The sequence below is a fragment of the Paenibacillus turicensis genome (assembly GCF_017873435.1).
Taxonomy (GTDB): domain Bacteria; phylum Bacillota; class Bacilli; order Paenibacillales; family Paenibacillaceae; genus Fontibacillus; species Fontibacillus turicensis.
This window is the reverse complement of the sequence record NZ_JAGGKG010000002.1, coordinates 208,947-230,019: the sequence shown is the minus strand read 5'-3', so window position 1 is coordinate 230,019 and position 21,073 is coordinate 208,947. Positions and strand designations below refer to the sequence as shown.

Sequence of the window (21,073 nt, the reverse complement as noted above, 5' to 3'; positions counted from 1 at the left end):
GTTTGATACTATGGAGGAGATTGTGACTGGCACTGAGCCGTTAAAGCCGTTGAAGAAAAAAAGCAAGAAAAATAAACGGTGGACTTGGAAAACGATCGTAGAGCAAAGACAATTAATTTTTATGTCAGTACCACTACTAGCTTATATTGTTACATTTGCTTATGTTCCAATTTGGGGCTGGACAATGGCTTTTCAAGACTATAAGCCTGCACGTAGCTTTAGTCAACAAAAATGGGTAGGATTTAAGCATTTCGAATTTTTATTTAGTGATGATAACTTTTTAAGAGTACTACGTAATACGATAGGCATGAGTTTGATTAACTTAGTTTTAGGATTTACAACCGCGATTCTATTAGCATTACTATTAAATGAAATTAGAAAAGTATTTTGGAAAAGAACGGTGCAAACGATTTCTTATTTGCCACACTTCTTGTCTTGGATTATCGTTACAGGGATTGCCGCTACATCCCTAGCATCTGATGGTATTATCAACGACGTTTTGATGAGATTACATCTCATTGATGCACCGATTTTATGGCTAAGTGAAGGTAAATACTTCTGGGGTATCGTTGGTGGAACGACGGTATGGAAAGAAGTGGGATGGAATACAATTATTTATTTAGCAGCGATGGCATCTATTGACCCTGCTTTATATGAAGCAGCGGATATTGATGGAGCAAATCGTTATCAAAAAATGTGGAACATTACTTTGCCAAGTATTAAGCCAACGATCGTCATCCTCTTAATTATGCAGGTCGGACACATTCTTGAAGCAGGTTTTGAGTTGCAATATTTGTTAGGCAACGGACTTGTTGTGGACTGGTCAGAAACGATTGATATCTTTGTCCTCAAATACGGGATTGCGATGGGGAACTATTCATTGGCTACTGCTGGGGGTATATTTAAAACAGTCGTTAGTATTACGATGTTGTTACTTGCGAACTGGACTTCCAAGCGGCTTGGGGAAGAGAGGCTGTTATAATGAAAAAGAAAACTCAAATGTCCGGTGGCTCAGCTGCCATTCCAAGACGACTTGGGAAAACAGATGCAGAGTCGGTCATATTCCATACATTAAATACAATTTTTATGATTTTGTTAGTAATCGTAACGTTATACCCGTTCTTAAATACAATCGTTGTATCGTTTAATGCGGGGAACGATACGATTAGAGGTGGCTTATATTTATGGCCACGTCAATGGACGCTGCAAAACTATAAAGCGGTATTTGCATCGGGTACAATCTTTAATGCATTTTGGGTCTCTGTAGCAAGAACTGTAATTTCAACGATATTGAACATATTCTTAACTACCATGCTTGCTTATGCACTTAGTCGTCGAGAATATATTTTCCGTAAACCAATTACAACAATTTTTGTATTAACGATGTACTTTAATGCTGGTCTAATTCCAGGGTACTTCTTGATTAAAGATTTAGGTTTGCTTAATAGCTTCTGGGTATATGTAATCCCAGGTATGATCAGTGCCTTTAACTTAATCGTTATTCGGACTTATATTTATACCATTCCTGAAAGCTTAGTAGAATCCGCACGTATTGATGGTGCAGGTGACTTTAAAATTTTCTGGAGAATTATGTTGCCGCTTTGTAAACCAGTATTGGCAACGATTGCATTGTTTGTTGCAGTAGGTGCATGGAATGCTTGGTTTGATGCTTTCATCTATACCTCTTCTAGACAAGAATTAAGTACGTTGCAATATGAATTGATGAAGCTGATTTCTTCTAGTATGAATGCGAACAGTAACCCTTCCGTTTCGGCAGGGGTTGGGATGGAAAACACTTCACTTGTTACACCAGTTTCGATTCGTGCAGCGATTACGATTGTCGCATCTGTTCCAATCTTAGTTGTGTATCCATTCATGCAAAAATACTTTGTCGTAGGACTTAATGTAGGGAGTGTTAAGGAATAAATGGATCAATTAACTTCACAGAAATATAGTTATTCTAATCCAATACTTCCTGGCTTTTATCCTGATCCAAGTATTACAAGAGCAGGAGAGTATTTTTACCTCATCTGTAGCTCGTTTGAATACTTTCCCGGTGTTCCGATTTTTCGGAGCCGGGATTTGGTTCATTGGGAGCAAGTCGGAAATATTATAGACCGCAAGAGTCAACTTGATTTAACGAATCAAAAAAGCTCTGACGGAATTTTTGCACCAGCGATTCGTTATCATGACGGAACCTTCTATATGATCACCACCGATGTAAGAGGAATTGGGAACTTTTACGTGACGGCTACTGATCCAGCAGGGCCTTGGTCTGATCCAATCCTGATTCCACATGGTGGAATTGACCCGTCATTATTTTTTGATGATGATGGCAAGGTGTATGTGACAGCGCAACAAGGTGCGGATTATGATTCACATGCAATCCAATATGAAATCGATATTAAGACAGGGAAAGCTCTGTCTGAACCACAGATCGTATGGCATGGAGATGGTGGTCCATGGACAGAAGGACCTCACTTGTACAAAATCAATGGCATGTATTATATGATGTCTGCCTCTGGGGGCACAGCAAAGGATCACCGTGAAATTATTGGACGTAGTGAAAATCCATATGGTCCATTTGAGCTATATCCTGAACCTATTTTGACGCATCGCCATTTAGACCACCCGATTCAATATTTAGGTCATGCAGATTTAATTGATGATTTAAACGGCAATTGGTGGGCAGTATTTCTTGGCGTGCGTTTAACTGAAGAGAGTTTCAGTGTGCTTGGACGTGAGACATTCCTAGCTCCAGTGATTTGGAATGATGGTTGGCCTCATATTGATAACAATGAAGGTATCGTGAGCCTTAATATGGTTGTTGATCAATTGCCAATGATTGAGAAAAATCCTTCTCATTCTGCTATTATTACAGGTCGTGAACATTTTGATGGTGAAAAGCTTGGTTTTGAATGGATGTTTGTTCGTAATCCAACGCCTAATGTCTGTAAGCTTGATCAACAAAACAGCAGATTGACACTAAGTGGTCAAGCAACAAATCTTAGTGAAATTGGCCAGCTTACGTTTGTTGGAAGAAGACAACAACATGTGAATGCAAGCTTTGTGACTTCTATGGCATTTACGCCAACAAAAGAAGGAGAAGAAGCTGGTTTGGTTGCACGTCGGGATGAGGATGCTCATTATGAAATTGGGGTCATTCATTCTGGGGGTAGTAATAAGCTCATCGCACGTCTAACTGTTCGGGGACAGTCACAAATTGTGCATGAAGCGGCTATAAACAGCAACCATATATTCCTTAAAATTAACTCTAGTGAGACTGAATACACATTACTATATTCGGAAAATGGGGAAACTTGGACAAGTGTTGCATCAGGCTCAGCAAAAGCTTTATCTCCAGAGGATTTCGTAAGCAAAATGTGCTTTACTGGTGTCGTTATTGGCTTATATGCTACTGGAAACGGACAAGACAGTCAGGCAGAAGCTCATTTTGATTGGTTTGAATACCTCCATACTTAAAATAGGAAGGAGATATGAGTGAATGCATCAGGAAGAAGCGTTAAAGGATTTATTTAAAAATGATTTTCATATTGGTGCAGCGGTGAATCCAATCACGATTAAAAATCAAAAATCGTTGCTCCTCCATCATTTTAATAGTATTACAGCTGAAAATGAAATGAAGTTTGTCAGCTTACATCCAGAAGAGGATGTATATACGTTCCAGCAAGGGGACGAAATTGCAGCTTTTGCAAAGCAAAATGGGCTTGCATTACGTGGTCATACGTTAGTCTGGCATAATCAGACGTCAAATTGGCTATTTGAGGATGGAAAAGGTGGAGTAGCTAGCCTTGAGTTAGTATTAGAACGACTTCGCTCACATATTAATACTGTCGTTGGAAGATATAAGGATACGATATATTGCTGGGATGTAGTTAATGAAGTCATTTCAGATGATTCCGAGGATAAGGATGCTTTCCTAAGACCCTCAAAATGGCTAGATATCGTTGGTGAAGATTTCATTGCAAAAGGTTTTCAGTATGCACATGAAGCAGATCCTAACGCTTTACTATTTTATAATGATTATAATGAATCTCATCCTATCAAGCGAGATCGGATTTATAAATTAGTTTCTTCTTTACTAGATCAAGGTGTACCTATCCATGGTGTTGGTCTACAAGCGCATTGGAATTTGTACGATCCGCATCTTGACGACATTCGGGCTGCAATTGAAAAATATGCGCAGCTTGGTCTACAGCTTCAATTGACAGAGCTAGATGTTTCTGTGTTCCGCTTTGAAGATAAGCGCACAGATCTACTAGAGCCTCCAGCAGAATTGCTAGAGCTGCAAGCAGCACGCTACGAATCTGTCTTTAGTATGCTTCGCGAATATCGAGATCATATTAGTGCGGTTACTTTTTGGGGTGCAGCGGATGATTACACGTGGCTGAGTGATTTCCCAGTTAGAGGACGTAAAAATTGGCCGTTTTTATTTGATGAAGCTCATAAACCGAAACCAGCTTATGAACGGGTAGCACAGCTAGTTAAGAAATAAAAATATAAACACTTGTTAGAGATAAATATATAATTGGAAGGAGTATTTCAATGTCTGAATTGCCTAAGCAGCATCAACCCTTAGTCTCTCATATTTATACTGCTGATCCTTCAGCACATGTTTTCGAAGATCGTATTTATATTTATCCTTCTCATGATTTGGATCATGATGGAGAAATTAATGATAACGGTGATCAATATAGAATGGAGGACTACCATGTATTATCTATGGCTGACTTTAACTCGCCAGTTGTAGATCATGGGCAAGTATTGCATGTGAAGGACGTGCCTTGGGCATCTAGTCAGATGTGGGCTCCAGATGCAGCGTTTAAAAATGGAAAATACTATTTGTTTTTCCCAGCACGTGATCATGAAGGAATTTTCCGTATCGGTGTAGCTACATCAGCTTCTCCTGCGGGTCCTTTTGAGCCTGAAGCGAACTATATTGAAGGAAGCTTTAGTATTGATCCTGCTGTATTCGTGGATGAAGATGATCAAGCTTACATGGTTTTTGGTGGATTATGGGGTGGACAATTAGAGAAATGGCAAACAGGTAAATTCGTAGAAGATGCCGAAGGGCCTGCTCCTGATGCACCTGCACTTGGTCCAAGAATTGCCAAGCTAAGTGATGATATGCTTTCTTTAACAACTGAAGCACATGAAATTTTAATTGTAGATCAGGATGGAAATCCAATCCCTGCTGGCGATGAGGATCGCAGATATTTTGAAGGTCCTTGGATTCATAAATATAATGGAAAATATTATTTATCCTTCTCTACTGGATCAACGCATAAATTGGTTTACGCGATTGGGGATAACCCAATGGGACCTTATACGTACCAAGGTACTATTTTGCCACCAGTAATCGGTTGGACGACACATCATTCTATTGTTGAATTTCAGGAGAAATGGTACTTATTTTATCATGATTGCTCATTATCCGAAGGGGTTGACTATAAGCGTAACGTAAAATATGCTGAGTTAACCTACAATCCGGATGGCACAATTCGTATGATTGATCCTTATCCGGAGAGCTAAAGCAACTGCAACCTGCTTCATTTACACCTATGATTAGAGCCCCTTGTGTATATAGCCCTATCCTTACGATTGGCTTTTGCTTCAAGGGGTTATTTTATTTCTCCTGAATTTTTTTGCTTTATTTATGTAAGCGCTTAAATTGGGTTTTATTATGTATTATTTAATTAATAAATATTTCACATTTTAGTTTAAGGGGTGCACTAGATGAGTAAAAAACCATTAAAAGTATTTTTATCTAGCTTGCTGACGGTTGCATTATTGGTTCCTATGGTAGGGCCAAGTGCAACAGCACAAGCAGAGCAATCAGGGAAAAAATTTACAACCATCACTTTTGAGGATGGAAAAGCAGGACCAGTTACAGGAAGAGCAGGAACGGAAAAGCTGACGATTACAGATAAAGAAAACCATACCGAAGGTGGAGGTAAAGCGCTAAAGGTTGAAGGAAGACTAGATTCCTGGCATGGCCCTACTGCTCGTGTGGAGGAATATGTGCAAGCAGGTAAGCAATATGAAGTGAGTGCATGGGTTAAGCTGATTGAGCCAGCTACAACGTCATTACGATTGTCAACCCAAGTGGGTCAAGGCAGTGGGGCAGGTTATAACTCGATTAGCTCTAAAACTGTAAATGCAAGTGATGGATGGGTTCAGCTTCAAGGACAATATCGCTATAATAGCACTGGCGATGGATTTTTGACTATTTATGTAGAAGCTCCAGATAGCAAAACCGCTTCCTTTTATGTGGATGATATTAGTTTCACAGAAACAGGAGTGGATGCGCATGAAATTCAAAAGGATATTAAAGCAATTAAAGAGGTTTACAAAAATGACTTCTTAATTGGAAATGCAATCTCTGCCGAGGATTTGGAAGGCAGAAGATTAGAGCTTTTAAAGATGCATCACGATGTAGCAACAACTGGCAATGCAATGAAACCAGATGCGCTACAAAAGGAAAAAGGTGTATTTACTTTTAAAGATGCAGATACGATCGTCAATAAAGTTTTGGCAGAGGGTATGAAAATGCATGGTCATGTATTAGTATGGCATCAGCAATCCCCTGCTTGGATGTATAGTAAACTAGACAGTCAAGGTAAAGAAGTTCCATTGTCTAGAGATGAAGCATTAAAAAATATGCGTACACATATTCGTAAAGTTGTTGAGCATTTTGGAGATCGTGTCATTTCATGGGATGTCGTAAATGAAGCAATGGGTGACAATCCTCAAAATCCAACCGATTGGAAAAATGCACTACGTAAATCCTTATGGTTTGAATCTATTGGTCCTGATTTCTTAGAGCAAGCCTTTTTGGCGGCAAGAGAAGTGCTAGATGAGCACCCAGATTGGGATGTGAAGTTATATTACAATGACTATAATGATGATAATCAAAACAAATCTACAGCAATTGCTGCAATGGTTAAAGAATTAAATGATAAATATGCTGAGAAGCATCCAGGTAAAAAACTCATTGATGGAATTGGTATGCAAGGACATTACGGGATTAACACCAACCCTACAAATGTTAAATTGTCATTAGAGCGTTTCATTAAAACTGGTGTTGAGGTTAGTGTGACTGAACTCGACATTTCAGCTGGAAATAACTATAAAATGACAGACAAAGAAACTAAAGCGCAAGGTTACTTATATGCACAACTTATGAAATTGTATAAAGAGCACAGCAAAAATATTGCACGTGTTACTTTCTGGGGACTTGATGATGGCACAAGCTGGCGTTCAGAGAACAACCCATTAGTGTTTGATAAAAACCTTCAAGCAAAACCTGCTTACTATGGTGTTGTAGAACCGGATAAGTACCTAGAGGAGCATGTTCCTGATACATCAGAAGCAAATCAATCGAATGCATTTTATGGAACACCAGTAATCGATGGTAAAGTAGATGCCGTTTGGAATAAGATTCCAGCTATGCAAGTGAATAAATATCAAACCGCTTGGCAAGGTGCAACAGGAACTGCTAAAGCAATGTGGGATGACAAAAACTTGTATGTTCTAGTACAGGTTAGTGATAAAGAGCTAGACAAATCAAATAAAAATGCATGGGAACAAGATTCAGTTGAAGTATTCCTAGATCAAAACAATGAAAAAACAACCTTCTATCAAGAGGATGATGGTCAATATCGTGTTAACTTTGCCAATGAAACCTCATTTAACCCTGATGGAATCAAAAAAGGCTTTGAATCCAAGGTAACGGTATCTGGTACAAACTATACGGTAGAGATGAAAATTCCGTTAACTGCAGTGAAGCCTAACAATGGTACGAAGCTTGGCTTCGATATTCAAATTAATGATGCTAAGTCCGGTGCGCGTCAAAGTGTTACATCTTGGAATGACATTACTGGTAACGGATATCAAGATACTTCTGTATATGGCATCTTGAATTTAGTAGGAAAACCAGATCCAAAGAAACAAGAAAAAGCAAAACCAGTAAAAGCAAAACAAACTAAAACTAAGCAAACAAAAGCAAAGCAAACTAAAGTTAAATCCACAAAATAAAGAAGTAATTAGCTACACCTCTTACTAGCATCAGCTAGTGAAGGGTGTAGCTTTTTTGTCCTCTTATGAAATAGCCAGTCTGATCAAAATTATGATAATATTAAAATGATCGTTTATGAAACTTTATGAAACATTGGAGGGTTTACATATGACACAGCAAAATGGGGTTACACCTATTTATATATTATCTGGATTTTTAGGTAGCGGCAAAACGACGTTATTACAAAAAATGATCTCCTTTTTACAGGAACAACATGTCAAGCCCGCAGTAATTATGAATGAAATTGGCGAAGTTAATCTTGATGGGATGTTGGTTGATGCCAAGGTTCCAATGTCAGAAATGCTAGGTGGCTGTATATGCTGTACAGTCCGTGAAGATTTAAGTACTGAATTGTCGCAGTTAATTGAAAATGAACAACCTGATGTCATTATTATTGAAGCGACAGGGGTAGCGAATCCAATTGATATTTTAGATGCTGTGACAGAGCTATCTTTATTTATGAAGTTAGACATAAAACCACTAATTACAGTAGTAGATACTGCTTATTTAAATGAGCTTTACGAAGCCCAAAGTGGCAAAACATATTCCTTAATGATGGATCAAATTCGTGCAGCAACATTGCTAATTATGAACAAAATAGATCAAATTGATGACGTAAGGCAAGCTGAAATGAAGCAGTTTTTAAAGCGTATGAATCCTCATGCACATATTATAGAGGCAATAAAATGTGAGGTAGACTTAACAGCATTATTAGAAGGAAATTTCTTTGCATCAAATGGTTTGGATACATCCATGGTTGAACAATCTAACTGTGCATGCCATAATCATTGTGACCATGACCATGACCATGACCATGACCATGACCATGACCATGACCATGACCATGACCATGACCATGCTTCGCATGAGCATGTTACAGTATATACGCATTATTTTCAAAAGCCAGTGGATAGTCACGCATTTGAACAGCTGATTAAGCAGCTCCCAAGAGAAATATATCGTGCAAAAGGTGTACTTAGCTTTACGGATACATCAAAACGCTTCCTGTTTCAATATGCTTATCGGGAATCTGATTTTATGGCGATCACACCACAAGGTGAAGTAGCTGATGTTGCTGTATTTATCGGAGAGCATTTTGACCAGCAATGGATCAGCAATGAACTACGAAAGCTGGAAGGTTTGCTATGAGTGATTCATTATTAAATGAGCATTTGCAATCTAGAGAGTTATTTGCTTACTTTGGGTTAGCCGTGTATTACTCACAAGCACTAGAGCAGCAGATGGCAAATTTTATTATTTTGATTAAAGTTGCTTCAGGGGATATGACGTCAGAGGAGGAGCTAAAGTTACATTTTGATAAAAAGCTAAGCAATTCTTTAGGGCAGCTTGTCCGAGAAATAAGTCATTACTTTACGTTTCCTCCTGAGGAAATGGAGTTGTTAAAACATATTTGGAAGCAGCGAAATTATATCGTACACGATTATTTTAAACAAAAAATTCATGCTACCTTCTCCGAGAAAGGGAGAACAGAGATGATTAAAGAGCTTAAACATTTTTGTGAGGACGCATCTAAGCTACAAGCATTACTACAGCAGCATACACATGACTTATATCGTAAGCTTGATTTAAATGAAGAGTGATAAAAATAGCTAAAACTGAAACATTTTATACAAACTCCACGTCAGAGTGTGCAGAGGTGATAAAAAATGAGAAAATCAAAATTTAAAGTTGCAGCGGTTTTAGCACTCTCCACATCCCTTTTACTTAGCGCCTCTGCATCTGCCTTTACAGATGTTACAGGTGAAGATGCAAAAATAACAAAGGCGTTATTGGATAAAGGGATCATTCAAGGCATTAACAACGATATCTTTGCCCCAAATCAAAAATTAACTGGAGCACAAGGGATACAATTAATCGTTAAGGCACTTGATCTCAAGCCAAAAGCTGCTAGCAATGATGATTTGAAAATGGAAAAAGCCCCATGGTATACAAATTCTTTGAATATACTTAAAGACAATGGGGTTGAGCTTCCAGCGCAATTTAATCCAACAGCAGAGCTATCACGAGAAGCCTTTGTTTCTATTTTAAGAAAAGCATTGTATACGACTGGCAATTACCCTCTTGTTAAAATGTATATCTTTATTACAGATGAATCTGATATTACACTTGATTATAGTGGAGATGTACAGGTTATGCTGTTGCACAAAATTGCGACGTTAGATAAGGAAGGGAAATTCCATCCTAAGCAATCCATCACACGTATGGAAGCTGCAAAAATGGCTTATAAAGCAAATGAATTCGTGCGTGCCTTTAAAGAGGCTAATGAGCAGTTAAACGATCAAGTATCTTTTAAGACAGAAAAAGTAAGTGATGCTATCAATAAAGTGATTGTAACGCGTGAAAATCAGCCTCATCCTGGTTACGGAATTGCCGTTGAGAAGATTGAGTTTACGGAGCCTGACCAAGCGACGATTTATTACAAGTTGCTTGATCCAGACCCAGATAAAATGTATATTCAGGTCATTATGGATTCATACACAGAAACGTATGTTTCTAGTCAATACAAAAATATTAAGTTAGTTCAAACTCCTTAATCCAAGCTAAAAAATCCGCCTTTTCTATTATAGAGAGGGCGGATTTTTATTTTGTGTTTTTTATGTGGCTCTATTAGAAATTAGTACTTGCCAACGTTTATTTTCCAACAATGCTGATTAGCTTGGTGTCACGATCGGTTGCATAGGTTTTATCACTCCAGCAGGTTGTGTAGAAGTATCTACAGAGCCGCCTTGTAGCTGATACATTTGATAATATCGTCCACCTTTAGCAAGCAACTCATCATGTGTACCTTTCTCAACAATTTCTCCACGGTGCAACACTAAAATTTGATCTGCGCTACGAATGGTAGAGAGACGGTGAGCAATGATGAAGGTAGTGCGGCCTTTTTTCAGCACTTCTAGTGCCGATTGAATTAGGGCCTCTGTTTCGGTATCAATATTTGCTGTTGCTTCATCTAATATTAAGATGGCTGGATCAAACGCCAACGCTCGTGCAAAAGAAATTAACTGACGTTCACCTGCTGACAGAGTACTCCCTTTTTCAATGACAGGCTCATCAATTCCTTGCGGCAGATGTGATAAAATTTTAGTCGCGCCAACATCCTCTAAAGCTTTGACAATAGCTTCTCTAGATATACGCTTATCACTTAGGCTGACATTAGAAGCGATCGTTCCCGTAAATAGGTAAGGGTCCTGTAATACAATCCCCATATGGGCTCTGATCCATTGCTTAGGCAAATCTTTAATGTTTTGCCCATCGATCGTAATCGTCCCTTTTTGTGGATCATAAAAGCGGAATAACAAATTAATAATGGAGCTTTTGCCTGAGCCTGTATGCCCAACTAGCGCTACCGTTTGACCTTGCTTCGCTTGGAAATTAATATCTTTTAGCACATAATCCTTTTTATAAGCAAAGGATACATGATTAAACTCTACATCCCCACGATAACGTGGCATTGTACCATAATCAACCTCTTCACCAGTTTCCTCCATGAGCTTAAATACACGCCCTGCCGAAACGATAGAGGAGTCAAGCGCAGCAAGCTGATTGACCATTCCTGTAATTGGGTGGAAGAGACGGCCTAATACATCAATAAAGGCATACAACACACCAAGAGAAATGATACCTGCACCTGTTAGCTGCTGTGAACCAAAATACCAGAGAACGACGGCAAACGAGAAGTTTCTTAGTACACCAACGAGGTTATGTGATGTAAAGGAATTAAGGTTAAGCATTTTGTTTTGATGCTTCATATAATCGTTGTTAAGATGTTCAAATTCGGCTTGGGTTTGCTTTTGCCGCCTAAATATACGAATAATGGACATTCCTTGAATGGATTCATTAATGATCGCATTAATTTCACTTAATCTTGAACGGATAATCGTATTGAAACGCGTTGCAAATTTACGGTACAACACAATCCATAACCAAATCATCGGAACAACAAACAAACAAATCAACCCTAGCTTGAAGTCTAAAATGAATAAGGCGATGTATACGCCAATCATATTGATCGCTCCAGAGAAAAAGTTGGATAACACCGCAATAAATAAGTCCTTCACTGCCTCGGTATCATTTGTCACACGCGATACGACCTTCCCTGCAGGGAGGTTATCAAAAAAGTGAACGGGCAAACGTTGAATATGTGCATATACATCCATTCTAAGCTTGCGAATGACTTGATTTGCTGAAGATTGTAGCCAATACGTTTTACCAAATTCCATTAAGATGGAGATTCCGAGAAATACAAGGTACCACATAATAAGACTGTAGATCCCTGGTAATTCAGGTTTGTAAAACGAAAATAGTTGTGTAGAGCTTAGCTGTTTAGCAGGGTAGGTTGTAATGATACCGTTGTTCTCTAAAGAGAACTGACCATCCTGAAAGCTACGTTTTCCATCAATTTTGTCCATGGCACCTTCAATAAAAACAAAGGATTTCCCAACTTGAAGGATATGAGCTTCGTTTCCAGTTGCTTCGCCTGCGACAACCCGATCAGAACGTTTAAAATAACGATTTTCAAAGCTAACCGTGTCAGCATCCCAATTTTTCACTTCGTAATATGGTTTTTCAATCGCTAACATATGATTATCTATCATTGCTCTAGCCAGAAAGGGGCCTGCAAGCTCTGCGCCTACCCCAATGGCTAACATAATCAATGCTAAAATGAATGTTTTTTTAGCTGTCAGCGCATATTGAAACAGTTTTTTTCCTGTACTGCTCTTTTGCATAATTTTTATTCCTCCTCTGAACTGAGGTTCGCTTCAACTTGCTGACGTTCAAATTGCTCTTTATACCAGCCTTCCGCCTGTAGCAAGTCAAGATGTGATCCTTGTTCAACGATATGTCCTCGCTCAAGCACTACAATTAAGTCTGCATGCTCGATTGCGGAAAGACGGTGTGTAGCAATAAGTGTTGTTTTGCCAGCACGCTTCGTGCGAATATTGTTAATAATTTTTGCTTCGGTTCGTGCATCAACAGCTGATAGCGCATCATCTAGCAAAAGAATTTCAGGGTCAGAGATAAACGCTCTTGCGAGGGCAACACGTTGCTTTTGACCGCCAGATAGGGCAACCCCTTTTTCTCCAACTAATGTATCTAGTCCATCAGATAATGTAACTAAATCTTGGTCAAAGGCAGCGGTACGAATCGCCTCCATAATGATCTCATCACTTGCATCCTGTAAGCCAAACTGAATATTTTCTCGAACTGTCTTAGAAAAAAGCACCTGCTCTTGTGGTACATAACCAATCCAGCTGTATAAGTCATTTAATGCAATTTGCTCAATAGGTACATCTGCAATTAGTAATTGTCCTGTACCTATAGGATACTCTCTTAAAAGCTGTTTAATTAAAGTTGACTTTCCGCTGCCTGTGCGCCCAACAATGCCAATGGTTTGACCTTGCTTAATTTGTATATTGATGTTACTTAGGTTATCACTTACTGCCGTAGGATAACGAAATGTGACATCTTTGAACTCGATGGAGTATGGATTTTCCACATGGATAGGGTGATCTACATCTTTTACATCCTGTGGTGTATTAAGTGTTTCGTTTACACGATCAAGGGAAGCGCCACCTCGTTGCATCACGTTAATTAACTCCCCAATGGCGAACATCGGCCAAATCATCATCCCAAGGAACATATTAAAGGTAACAAGGTCACCTAAAGTGATTTCATTATGAAACACCAGATACATGCCATAGGCTAAACCAATTGCATAACTTAATCCAACAAATAAGCGAATGGTAGGTTCAAAATAAGCATCTACCTTCGCGACAGCAAGGTTCTTCTGGTATACATCCTCAGTAATATCAGCAAAACGTTCTGTATCGTGGGTTTCTTGTACATAAGCACGAATGACACGTATTCCTGCAACAGATTCTAATACTTGATCATTCATATCCCCAAATGCATCTTGTGCTAAGGTATAACGCTGGTGAATGACCTTACCATAATAAGCCATAGACAAGGCAATAAAAGGAAGAGGGATAATCGCTGCTAAGGTTAGCTTCCAGCTAATGGTCGTTGTCATAGCTACTAAAATGGTAAGCAAATAAACGGTCGAATCTGTAAGGGTGAGCATCCCAAAACCTGCTGTCTGTGCAACAGAACGCAAGTCATTGGTTGCTCTAGCCATAAGATCTCCTGTACGATTACGTTCAAAAAATGGGGGTGTCATACCCAATAAATGATTCATAAAGCGTGTACGAAGCAAACGCTCAACTAAGTTGGAGCCACCAAACAATTGTCGCATCCATACGTACGTAATGCTGTAAATGAGAATTAGCAAGCCAATAATGAGCAATACATGCACAGTAAGTGAAGACATTGTCATCATATTACTTGCAATCCCATCAATCGCGTTTCCTAAAATTTTGGCAGGAAACAGTTCTAATACGCCACATAAAATTAAAAAAATAACTCCAATGGTGTAGCGCTTTCTTTCTCGTTTAAAAAACCATCCCAAATCTTTAAGTACGGAAAACATTAAGGGAAATCCTCCTTTTTGAAACCACAAAAAAGGCATACCGTTACAAAAAACTCATAACGATATGCCTGTATGTATGGCTTTAGTATCGCAACGTTTCTTGATAAAATCAATGAAACAACGCCGCGACGATGAATAACACAATCAATGATAGATACAAGATGGGTTAAAGTGTGCGATCCAAATCTATACGGGTTGTTTCAGTATTCAATTGTGGTAAATCTCCGGTAAATGCATTGCCACGATCAAAAATCTGCACTGTAATTGTCAACACTGAAATCACCCTTTCTTTGTAAGATATTGAATGCAATGTGCACTCTTGTATGTTGAAAATTTTAACACTAGCTTTTGTTATATGTCAATTGTTTTTTTGGCTCTATTCATAAATCAGTACTTGACAACGACTGGAGGCTAGAAGCTACGATCCAGAGAGTTATTGCGATTGTTGTTAAAATCATATTCCTTTTTAATTGGAGTAAATATAGGATGGAATTTGATTTTAGAAGACAATCTTCAGAATCTCCCTGTCTCTTCGCTAGTTTGGGTTTGTTGTCAGGCACTAATTTCAAGATTGAGCCGTTTTTTTAAAGGTTAGTTATGAGGGGGAATGTGGCTTTTTGTATATGTTTCCGATACAATGAGATATAGATAGGAGGAGAGATACAATGATAAATGTCACTCATGAAGCAACAGATTGGTTTAAGCATGAGCTTGGAATTGAGGAAGGTCAAGCCGTTCGTTTCTTTGCTCGTTATAGTGCAGGAGGTGAATTGCATCCTGGATTTTCACTAGGACTTCAAGTAGAACCACCGATGTCAGCAGGATTATCCTCTGTCATTGATGGGATTACTTTTTATATGGAAGATAAGGATATGTGGTATTTGGAGGGTTATGATCTTCAAGTAGCCTATGACCAAGCATTGGAAGGTATCGATTTTAAATATGTTCCTCAGCACGCTTAAATTTACTCAGGTACTTAAAAATATATATTGATTCAGAGCTTTTGGTGCATGCTGCAGCAAAGGCTCTTTTTGTTTTAAAGACTAGATTGAAAACTTACCCTCTAGTGCGAATTGAAAATCTGCAATATCAAAAACCTGAACAGGGACGTGCCCCTCTACAATTTTGCTTATAAATTCGATTTGATCTGTTAGCACAGGCACCTTTTCACGTTCTGCCACTAAAATCATCTCAGTTTCAATCGGATCAAAGTATTCACCATATTGCTCTTGCTCCAACGCATTAATAACTGTCCATTTAATGTTGTTGCTAAAAAGAATAGATGTGCTTCGTACCCAAGGGATATGAAGTGATTGTTCTAGTTTTTTGCGATGAAAGGGCATGTCTAAATAAGCAATCAATTGTCCTATTCTTTCTTTTACTAATTGATCCTGCTTAGTATTATTAATGATCGGGTCAGGACTATGATGAAGTTCATATAATTCCATGATGGTGCTATAAGGTACGATATATTCTATCGCTGTTTTTGGTGTCAACAATTCACCATAAATAGCTACCATCACAGCTTCGATAACAAAGCGGCGATACATCGGTAAAACCTCCTGTAAAAATTCGGGTATTCATCCCGTTCATACCAATTAGATATGCACATCATTAAGGAGTATACCATAATGAACTTGAATATTCAGCGTTAGGATCGGAAGCTTATAGCTTTCCGATCAATAATGATAGTAGGCCTGCGGCAATGAGAGGCCCTACAGGTACACCACCGAACAGAGCTACACCAAGAACGGTACCAATTAACAAGCCTGCTACGATAGTTGGATGATTACCCATAAGTACTACCCCTCGTCCACCTAACCAAGCTACTAATATCCCCACTGCGATGGCAAGCAAGGATTTAAAATTAAAAAAAGATGACCATAAGGTTTGAAGTGGAATTTTCCCACTAGCTACAGGAGTCATTACACCAATCGTTAAAATAATAATGCCAATCGTAAGTCCATACTTTTCAAGCCAAGGAAATACTTGATTCATATGTAACACTCGAAGCAGTAACAACACAATCATTGCTATTGTTATTGGCATATTGCTACTAAAAAAACCTAGACCCGCCAACAACAATAGCAGTACAGAGGTCATATCAACCTGTGCCATGGCTCTTTAACACTCCCTTCATTACTTTTTAATAATATGCTCCGCAATCAATGTACCATGCCCTCTTCCGGTTTCAATAAAAACTTCATTTGCATTACGACCAGAGGCAATAACACCCGCTACATACAGTCCTGGCACATTACTTTCCATCGTATCAGGATTAAACATAGGTTTTTCTAATTCTCCAATCATATCTACGCCTGCAGAGAGGAGTAATTTGCGATCGGGTCTAAAACCTGTTAAAGCTAATACAAAATCATTTTCTAGCCGGCTGATTTCTCCAGTCTCTACTGACTTGATCTCAACGTAGGTAGAATGAATTTGAGACACATAAGCTGAGGTTAACAGAGAAATTTTGTTTTTTGCCACCATGCTATCAAATATCGGTTTAACCCAAGGCTTCACTGAGCTTGATAAGTTTTCACCTCTACACACCACTGTTACCTGAGCCCCAACACGAATTAATTCCATCGCTGCGTCAACAGCAGAGTTACTGCCCCCAATTATCACTACCTTTGTTCCGGCATAAGGATGAGCTTCTGTGAAATAATGGGATACCTTTGGCGTAACCTCTCCGGGAATCCCTAACAAATTAGGGTGATCAAAATAACCTGTTGCAATGACTACATGCTTAGCATGATACTCAGCTTGTTCTCCAGTATGCTTCAGAGAAGAGATGATAAAGCTTGAATCTGCTTGTCGTTCAATTTTGGTTGCTTCTTCATAAGAATGGAGAGGAACTTGATAAAAATCACTAACCCCTCGATAATACGCTAAGGCTTCATGCCGAAATGGCTTATCATGATGAGAAGTGAAAGGAATATCCCCAATTTCTAGCGTTTCTGGTGTACTAAAAAATTGCATATGGGTGGGGTAAGAATAAATTGAATGAACTAAACATTTCTTTTCAAGGATAAGCGTCTGGAGTCCACGGCGTGTACATTCGATTGCAGCTGATAATCCACACGGACCTCCTCCAATAATTAAAACATCAAGCATATTAAAAACCTCCTATTCAAAACATTATTATCCTACAGCAAACCATATAAAATTTCCAGTTTCAAGTGAGGAGGTGCGTGGTAATTAAAATTAAATAGAAAATTAGTACAAATTTAAGGCGATACTATGAAATTTCCCTTAAAATAGATCAAAGAGATTTTTTTTGGATATAATAAAAGTGTAAACGTTTTCTGTTTAAATATTGACAGTAAGGAGGTACGATCATGTTATCTTGGTTCAAAAGGAAACACAAGCACATCGATGTCAGACCTCAGGCCGTTGTAGAGACTACACTTGAACAAGTGAGAGAAGCAGTGTTACAGTTCGAATCTGACATGCCAGAAGGCATTAATCGAATAGCGCTTCTGAAATCAGATGGGCAATTAGATTCTTCACGCTTAACTAGATATTTGGGTGGAGTAAGTGATAGAGACTATTATGTTTCTAGAGAAACGTTTGAAATTTTCGAAGAAAAGGATCGGGAGATTCCATATTATTTAGATTTAGTCCAAGCGGCGGTTGATAATTACATGGACGAGACAGGTAAACTTCCTGTTATTGATGAATCAGCACAATATCAAGTTGATTTTTCCGTGTTGCTGCGTGGACACTATTTAAAAGAAAAGCCACCTTTTCCGTTATATGTAACAGATCAAGAAATGATGTTGACTCATCGACCGAAGTAAATCACCTAATTTTTAAAGTAATACCAACATTATTTACACAGAGAATATGACTGATAGAAAATGCATAAACCACGTTTTGAAGTGTCTTTAATTACTTCAAGACGTGGTTTTATATTTTTATAGTGCTATACTTAATAGATAAGCTTTAAGGTGAGGGAAGACAAGTGACAGCAAAGGGGGGACGGGGATATGGGATTCCCTTGGAAGAAAAATTTATATGTATTATGGTTAGGCGTCTTTTTTTGTAGTATGGCTAATTCCATGGCAATTCCGTTTTTATCTCTATTTTTAGCACATGATTTAGGGGTGGAGCATCACCTTACACTTTGGTCGGGGGTTGCTTTTGGAATTACGTTTTTAGCAGGCGCATTGATTTCACCTTATTGGGGATCGTTGTCGGATAAGTATGGCCGTAAGCCGATGTTGCTAAGAGCTGGGTTTTCACTCAGTCTTATTTATTTTCTAACCTCGATTGTTCAGGATCCATACCAACTGATTGGTGTGCGGATTTTGTCAGGATTACTAGCAGGATACGTGCCTTCTGCTATTGCTTTGGTTGCTACGAATACGCCAGAGAAGCATGTAGGCTATTCTCTTGGAATTATGTCAACTGCGGGGGCGGCAGGTGGGATTGTAGGTCCGATGATCGGAGGGATTTTAAGTAAATACATTGGATATCGTTTTTCTTTTTCTGTAGCAGGCATCGTCGTATTGTTATCTGCATTGATTGCTTGGTTTCTAGTAAAAGAAGAAAATTATGATCGTACGAAGGAACGTTCGCATGTGAAGGATGATATTAAAGAGGCAGCACAAAATCCTGCTTTCCTCCGTGTTTTGATGATTGTTCTTATCGTAACTGCATCTGTGATGGTTCTCGAGCCTCTGTTATCACTCTATGTACTTGATTTAGGTGCTTCTAGGGAGGATGCGTCTTTTAGCTCAGGCATTATTTTCTCGGCAGTCGGTATTTCGACGGTCATTGCAGCTCCTTTCTGGGGGAAAATTGGTGGAAAAATTGGATATCGTAAAACATTAATGATTGGTCTCATTGGTGGAGGTATCGGAAATTTAATACAGATCTTTTTCCACAACGTTGCTAGTTTCGGTATTTTACGTTTTGTTTATGGATTATTTTTTGCTGCGGTTTTTCCTGCCTTAAATGCGTTGATTGTGCAATATACAAAACCGGAGTTTAGAGGTAGAGCCTTTGGTCTTAACCAATCGGCAAGTCAATTAGGTTATATGGCAGGTCCAATTGCTGGTGGGGCTTTGGGAGGATGGGTTGCAATCCCAATCGTATTTGTACTAAATGGCTTATTGCTGATCGCAACATCGTTGACTATTTTTATGAAATCAAAATTTAGTCGTAATAAACCATTAGAGCAAACCACGATAGATAACACTAATTCTAGTCTATAGGCAAAAGAAACAGTGGATGAAAAAAATCATCCACTGTTTCTTTGTTTACCATGACTACCCTGTAGCTTAATACAAGGACAACGCCAACGAATCAAATTCACTTTTACTATGCAATATGGCCTCAGAGCCTTCAATTTCGATGCTGATTAATGAGCTTAAGCATTTCTTCAAGGCCTGTTTGCCTGTCTGGATTTTGTGTTCAAGTGCATTTGTTAATAGTCTTAATGTTCGTTGGATCGGTTGTTTGTTATCCATATTAAAATATACAGGAACTACTGTGTTTTGAAAGTTAATAAGTATTCTCATTGTCAAATCACCTCTATACAATGGGTTCATGTTACTTATTGTAGAATAGAAATCTTAAAAATAGATTAAGAAAACATTATAATTCGATAAATGTTTAGTAACAATTACAATAATAGATTAGCATTTTCATCATTTTATTTGGCTTAGCATTCTAAAAAGATTGATACAGATTTATTGTAGACTAATTCATTTATTATGAAGTATACGTTCATCTTTTGCAGTTCAATGTCTTAAAATGATATAATTTTTATACTTCATGAATTGACTTGGACATTTGTCAGGGGGTGAACTGTTGCATTTTAAGGAAAATTCCTCCATCACTGCTTCAGTATGTCAATTTAAATTACCAATAGAGAGAGACTTTGAAGGTAAATTTTGTGAGGCTTGTTATGAGATTAAGGGAAAAGAGCGAAGAGAATATTTATGTGCTTCAGATCAAAAAAAAATAGATCTTGAACAATGCGAAGCCTTTGCTGAAAAAATGTTGTGGAGTAACTGCTCCATTGGAGACATTCCTGCCCTTACCTTTTCTAAGCATAAATTTGATGAAATACTTCTTTGTTTTGATAAACTGGATAGTGAAGACATCATTCATGAGTTGCTTCAATCATGTCAAGATGAGGCAAGCGTAATTTCTTTAGTACGATGTATGAAAAATGCGAACTCTAATGGCACAATTTTTATGCGTGCTTGGCAAGAAAGCAAATGGAACCAACAACAATTTTCATTTATATGTAGTCAGTCTATGAATTGGATTATACGTTCAAGCACGGTAGCTGAAGAGGATTGGCTCATTGCAAGTCCAATGTCACGCCAAACGTTTGTACAAATGTTATTGTTATGGTATCAAAATTAACTAGAGCTTAAATAAAAGTATAAACAAATAGAGTAAGCACATATTTGTTAGTACTTGATTATTGCTTACTATACCTTCAAGCC

19 protein-coding genes are annotated in these 21,073 nt (G+C 38.3%); 13 read left to right on the top strand and 6 right to left on the bottom strand.

The window, feature by feature from the left end; genetic code table 11:
- Positions 1 to 10: 10 nt before the first annotated feature.
- The 9 genes from J2Z32_RS03440 to J2Z32_RS03400 all read left to right on the top strand — a co-directional run bounded on the left by J2Z32_RS03440 (position 11) and on the right by J2Z32_RS03400 (position 10,653).
- Positions 11 to 982: an ABC transporter permease gene (locus J2Z32_RS03440; protein ID WP_210087759.1), complete on the top strand. Its 972-nt coding sequence runs from the start codon at positions 11 to 13 to the stop codon at positions 980 to 982.
- A complete protein-coding gene (locus J2Z32_RS03435) occupies positions 982 to 1,926 on the top strand; it encodes a carbohydrate ABC transporter permease (protein WP_210087758.1) in 945 nt (314 codons plus the stop codon). The genes J2Z32_RS03440 and J2Z32_RS03435 overlap by 1 nt, the downstream gene beginning before the upstream one ends.
- Positions 1,927 to 3,483, top strand: a complete 1,557-nt coding sequence (locus tag J2Z32_RS03430; RefSeq protein ID WP_210087757.1) for a glycoside hydrolase family 43 protein — start codon at positions 1,927 to 1,929, stop codon at positions 3,481 to 3,483.
- A gap of 22 nt (positions 3,484 to 3,505) precedes the next feature.
- A complete protein-coding gene (locus tag J2Z32_RS03425) occupies positions 3,506 to 4,516 on the top strand; it encodes an endo-1,4-beta-xylanase (protein WP_210087756.1) in 1,011 nt (336 codons plus the stop codon).
- A gap of 50 nt (positions 4,517 to 4,566) precedes the next feature.
- A complete protein-coding gene (locus tag J2Z32_RS03420; RefSeq protein WP_210087755.1) occupies positions 4,567 to 5,553 on the top strand; it encodes a glycoside hydrolase family 43 protein in 987 nt (328 codons plus the stop codon).
- Between the two features lie 204 nt (positions 5,554 to 5,757).
- Complete coding sequence (locus J2Z32_RS03415) at positions 5,758 to 8,058, top strand: endo-1,4-beta-xylanase (protein WP_210087754.1); 2,301 nt, start codon at positions 5,758 to 5,760, stop codon at positions 8,056 to 8,058.
- Positions 8,059 to 8,206: 148 nt separating this feature from the next.
- Positions 8,207 to 9,247 (top strand): CobW family GTP-binding protein, encoded by a 1,041-nt coding sequence (locus J2Z32_RS03410; RefSeq protein WP_210087753.1) that lies wholly within the window; start codon positions 8,207 to 8,209, stop codon positions 9,245 to 9,247.
- Complete coding sequence (locus J2Z32_RS03405; RefSeq protein WP_210087752.1) at positions 9,244 to 9,699, top strand: hypothetical protein; 456 nt, start codon at positions 9,244 to 9,246, stop codon at positions 9,697 to 9,699. The genes J2Z32_RS03410 and J2Z32_RS03405 overlap by 4 nt, the downstream gene beginning before the upstream one ends.
- Positions 9,700 to 9,765: 66 nt before the next feature.
- Entirely contained in the window at positions 9,766 to 10,653 is an 888-nt protein-coding gene (locus tag J2Z32_RS03400; protein ID WP_210087751.1) for an S-layer homology domain-containing protein, read from the top strand.
- Positions 10,654 to 10,770: 117 nt separating this feature from the next.
- Here J2Z32_RS03400 and J2Z32_RS03395 read toward each other — a convergent pair whose 3' ends face one another.
- Together J2Z32_RS03395 and J2Z32_RS03390 are read right to left on the bottom strand one after the other, a co-directional pair.
- Positions 10,771 to 12,846: an ABC transporter ATP-binding protein gene (locus J2Z32_RS03395; RefSeq protein ID WP_210087750.1), complete on the bottom strand. Its 2,076-nt coding sequence runs from the start codon at positions 12,844 to 12,846 to the stop codon at positions 10,771 to 10,773.
- Positions 12,847 to 12,851: 5 nt separating this feature from the next.
- Positions 12,852 to 14,606 (bottom strand): ABC transporter ATP-binding protein, encoded by a 1,755-nt coding sequence (locus J2Z32_RS03390; protein WP_210087749.1) that lies wholly within the window; start codon positions 14,604 to 14,606, stop codon positions 12,852 to 12,854.
- A gap of 665 nt (positions 14,607 to 15,271) precedes the next feature.
- Between J2Z32_RS03390 and J2Z32_RS03385 the strand changes: the two genes are divergently transcribed.
- Positions 15,272 to 15,568, top strand: coding sequence for a HesB/YadR/YfhF family protein (locus J2Z32_RS03385; RefSeq protein WP_210087748.1), 297 nt, complete (start codon positions 15,272 to 15,274; stop codon positions 15,566 to 15,568).
- Between the two features lie 81 nt (positions 15,569 to 15,649).
- Here J2Z32_RS03385 and J2Z32_RS03380 read toward each other — a convergent pair whose 3' ends face one another.
- The 3 genes from J2Z32_RS03380 to J2Z32_RS03370 form a co-directional block, all read right to left on the bottom strand.
- Positions 15,650 to 16,156 (bottom strand): ADP-heptose synthase, encoded by a 507-nt coding sequence (locus J2Z32_RS03380; protein WP_210087747.1) that lies wholly within the window; start codon positions 16,154 to 16,156, stop codon positions 15,650 to 15,652.
- Between the two features lie 115 nt (positions 16,157 to 16,271).
- Complete coding sequence (locus J2Z32_RS03375; protein ID WP_210087746.1) at positions 16,272 to 16,724, bottom strand: DUF441 domain-containing protein; 453 nt, start codon at positions 16,722 to 16,724, stop codon at positions 16,272 to 16,274.
- Positions 16,725 to 16,745: 21 nt separating this feature from the next.
- Positions 16,746 to 17,723 carry a YpdA family putative bacillithiol disulfide reductase gene (locus tag J2Z32_RS03370; RefSeq protein WP_210087745.1) on the bottom strand — a complete coding sequence of 326 codons (978 nt, stop codon included), beginning with the start codon at positions 17,721 to 17,723 and terminating at the stop codon, positions 16,746 to 16,748.
- 224 nt (positions 17,724 to 17,947) lie between these two features.
- On the opposite strand from J2Z32_RS03370, the gene J2Z32_RS03365 reads away from it, so the two are divergent.
- Both J2Z32_RS03365 and J2Z32_RS03360 read left to right on the top strand, forming a co-directional pair.
- A complete protein-coding gene (locus tag J2Z32_RS03365; protein WP_210087744.1) occupies positions 17,948 to 18,409 on the top strand; it encodes a DUF3939 domain-containing protein in 462 nt (153 codons plus the stop codon).
- A 189-nt stretch (positions 18,410 to 18,598) separates the two neighbouring features.
- Positions 18,599 to 19,828 (top strand): MFS transporter, encoded by a 1,230-nt coding sequence (locus tag J2Z32_RS03360; RefSeq protein WP_210087743.1) that lies wholly within the window; start codon positions 18,599 to 18,601, stop codon positions 19,826 to 19,828.
- Positions 19,829 to 19,894: 66 nt separating this feature from the next.
- Here J2Z32_RS03360 and J2Z32_RS03355 read toward each other — a convergent pair whose 3' ends face one another.
- A complete protein-coding gene (locus J2Z32_RS03355) occupies positions 19,895 to 20,134 on the bottom strand; it encodes a hypothetical protein (RefSeq protein WP_210087742.1) in 240 nt (79 codons plus the stop codon).
- Between the two features lie 292 nt (positions 20,135 to 20,426).
- Here J2Z32_RS03355 and J2Z32_RS03350 point away from each other — a divergent pair, with 292 nt between their 5' ends.
- Positions 20,427 to 20,990, top strand: coding sequence for a hypothetical protein (locus tag J2Z32_RS03350; RefSeq protein ID WP_210087741.1), 564 nt, complete (start codon positions 20,427 to 20,429; stop codon positions 20,988 to 20,990).
- The last annotated feature ends 83 nt before the right edge of the window (positions 20,991 to 21,073 follow it).

What these genes read in the sequence shown, in the direction of transcription:
- J2Z32_RS03440 (WP_210087759.1), top strand. Translation starts at nt 11, where the DNA reads ATGGAGGAGATTGTGACTGGCACTGAGCCGTTAAAGCCGTTGAAGAAA.
- J2Z32_RS03435 (WP_210087758.1), top strand. Translation starts at nt 982, where the DNA reads ATGAAAAAGAAAACTCAAATGTCCGGTGGCTCAGCTGCCATTCCAAGA.
- J2Z32_RS03430 (WP_210087757.1), top strand. Translation starts at nt 1,927, where the DNA reads ATGGATCAATTAACTTCACAGAAATATAGTTATTCTAATCCAATACTT.
- J2Z32_RS03425 (WP_210087756.1), top strand. Translation starts at nt 3,506, where the DNA reads ATGCATCAGGAAGAAGCGTTAAAGGATTTATTTAAAAATGATTTTCAT.
- J2Z32_RS03420 (WP_210087755.1), top strand. Translation starts at nt 4,567, where the DNA reads ATGTCTGAATTGCCTAAGCAGCATCAACCCTTAGTCTCTCATATTTAT.
- J2Z32_RS03415 (WP_210087754.1), top strand. Translation starts at nt 5,758, where the DNA reads ATGAGTAAAAAACCATTAAAAGTATTTTTATCTAGCTTGCTGACGGTT.
- J2Z32_RS03410 (WP_210087753.1), top strand. Translation starts at nt 8,207, where the DNA reads ATGACACAGCAAAATGGGGTTACACCTATTTATATATTATCTGGATTT.
- J2Z32_RS03405 (WP_210087752.1), top strand. Translation starts at nt 9,244, where the DNA reads ATGAGTGATTCATTATTAAATGAGCATTTGCAATCTAGAGAGTTATTT.
- J2Z32_RS03400 (WP_210087751.1), top strand. Translation starts at nt 9,766, where the DNA reads ATGAGAAAATCAAAATTTAAAGTTGCAGCGGTTTTAGCACTCTCCACA.
- J2Z32_RS03395 (WP_210087750.1), bottom strand. Translation starts at nt 12,846, where the DNA reads ATGCAAAAGAGCAGTACAGGAAAAAAACTGTTTCAATATGCGCTGACA.
- J2Z32_RS03390 (WP_210087749.1), bottom strand. Translation starts at nt 14,606, where the DNA reads ATGTTTTCCGTACTTAAAGATTTGGGATGGTTTTTTAAACGAGAAAGA.
- J2Z32_RS03385 (WP_210087748.1), top strand. Translation starts at nt 15,272, where the DNA reads ATGATAAATGTCACTCATGAAGCAACAGATTGGTTTAAGCATGAGCTT.
- J2Z32_RS03380 (WP_210087747.1), bottom strand. Translation starts at nt 16,156, where the DNA reads ATGTATCGCCGCTTTGTTATCGAAGCTGTGATGGTAGCTATTTATGGT.
- J2Z32_RS03375 (WP_210087746.1), bottom strand. Translation starts at nt 16,724, where the DNA reads ATGGCACAGGTTGATATGACCTCTGTACTGCTATTGTTGTTGGCGGGT.
- J2Z32_RS03370 (WP_210087745.1), bottom strand. Translation starts at nt 17,723, where the DNA reads ATGCTTGATGTTTTAATTATTGGAGGAGGTCCGTGTGGATTATCAGCT.
- J2Z32_RS03365 (WP_210087744.1), top strand. Translation starts at nt 17,948, where the DNA reads ATGTTATCTTGGTTCAAAAGGAAACACAAGCACATCGATGTCAGACCT.
- J2Z32_RS03360 (WP_210087743.1), top strand. Translation starts at nt 18,599, where the DNA reads ATGGGATTCCCTTGGAAGAAAAATTTATATGTATTATGGTTAGGCGTC.
- J2Z32_RS03355 (WP_210087742.1), bottom strand. Translation starts at nt 20,134, where the DNA reads ATGAGAATACTTATTAACTTTCAAAACACAGTAGTTCCTGTATATTTT.